The organism is Pandoraea pneumonica (assembly GCF_049918595.1).
GTDB classification, from domain to species: Bacteria; Pseudomonadota; Gammaproteobacteria; order Burkholderiales; family Burkholderiaceae; genus Pandoraea; species Pandoraea pneumonica_A.
Genome location: NZ_JBNCRZ010000016.1, coordinates 1 through 272, shown reverse-complemented (window position 1 = coordinate 272; position 272 = coordinate 1). Strand labels below are relative to the sequence as shown.

The 272-nt window shown below is 62.5% G+C and carries 1 pseudogene; it reads left to right on the top strand.

The features are described 5' to 3' along the window. Positions 1–272: pseudogene (locus ACPWR9_RS25860) on the top strand (site-specific integrase); the annotation flags it as partial.

Here is a 272-nt window from a genome sequence, read left to right as displayed (position 1 = left end):
CGACGTGCTCCAGCCGTCCGGACTGATTCGAGAAGAGGTGAGCCTGCGGGCGGCGATCACGAAAGGCTGCCGCCAGCGCTGTGTGTACCTGAGCCATCCGAAGGCGCTTGCCGCACTCAATCGCTACATCGAATGGCGGTGGGAGCGGAGCAAAGGCACTGCAATGGATCGCCAGAAGTGGCGGGGCTTGATGCCTCAGACGTCACTGATCCTGACTCACAAGGGGAGCCGTTACGAGCTGAGCGTCAAGCGCAGGACGAACGACAGCGGAG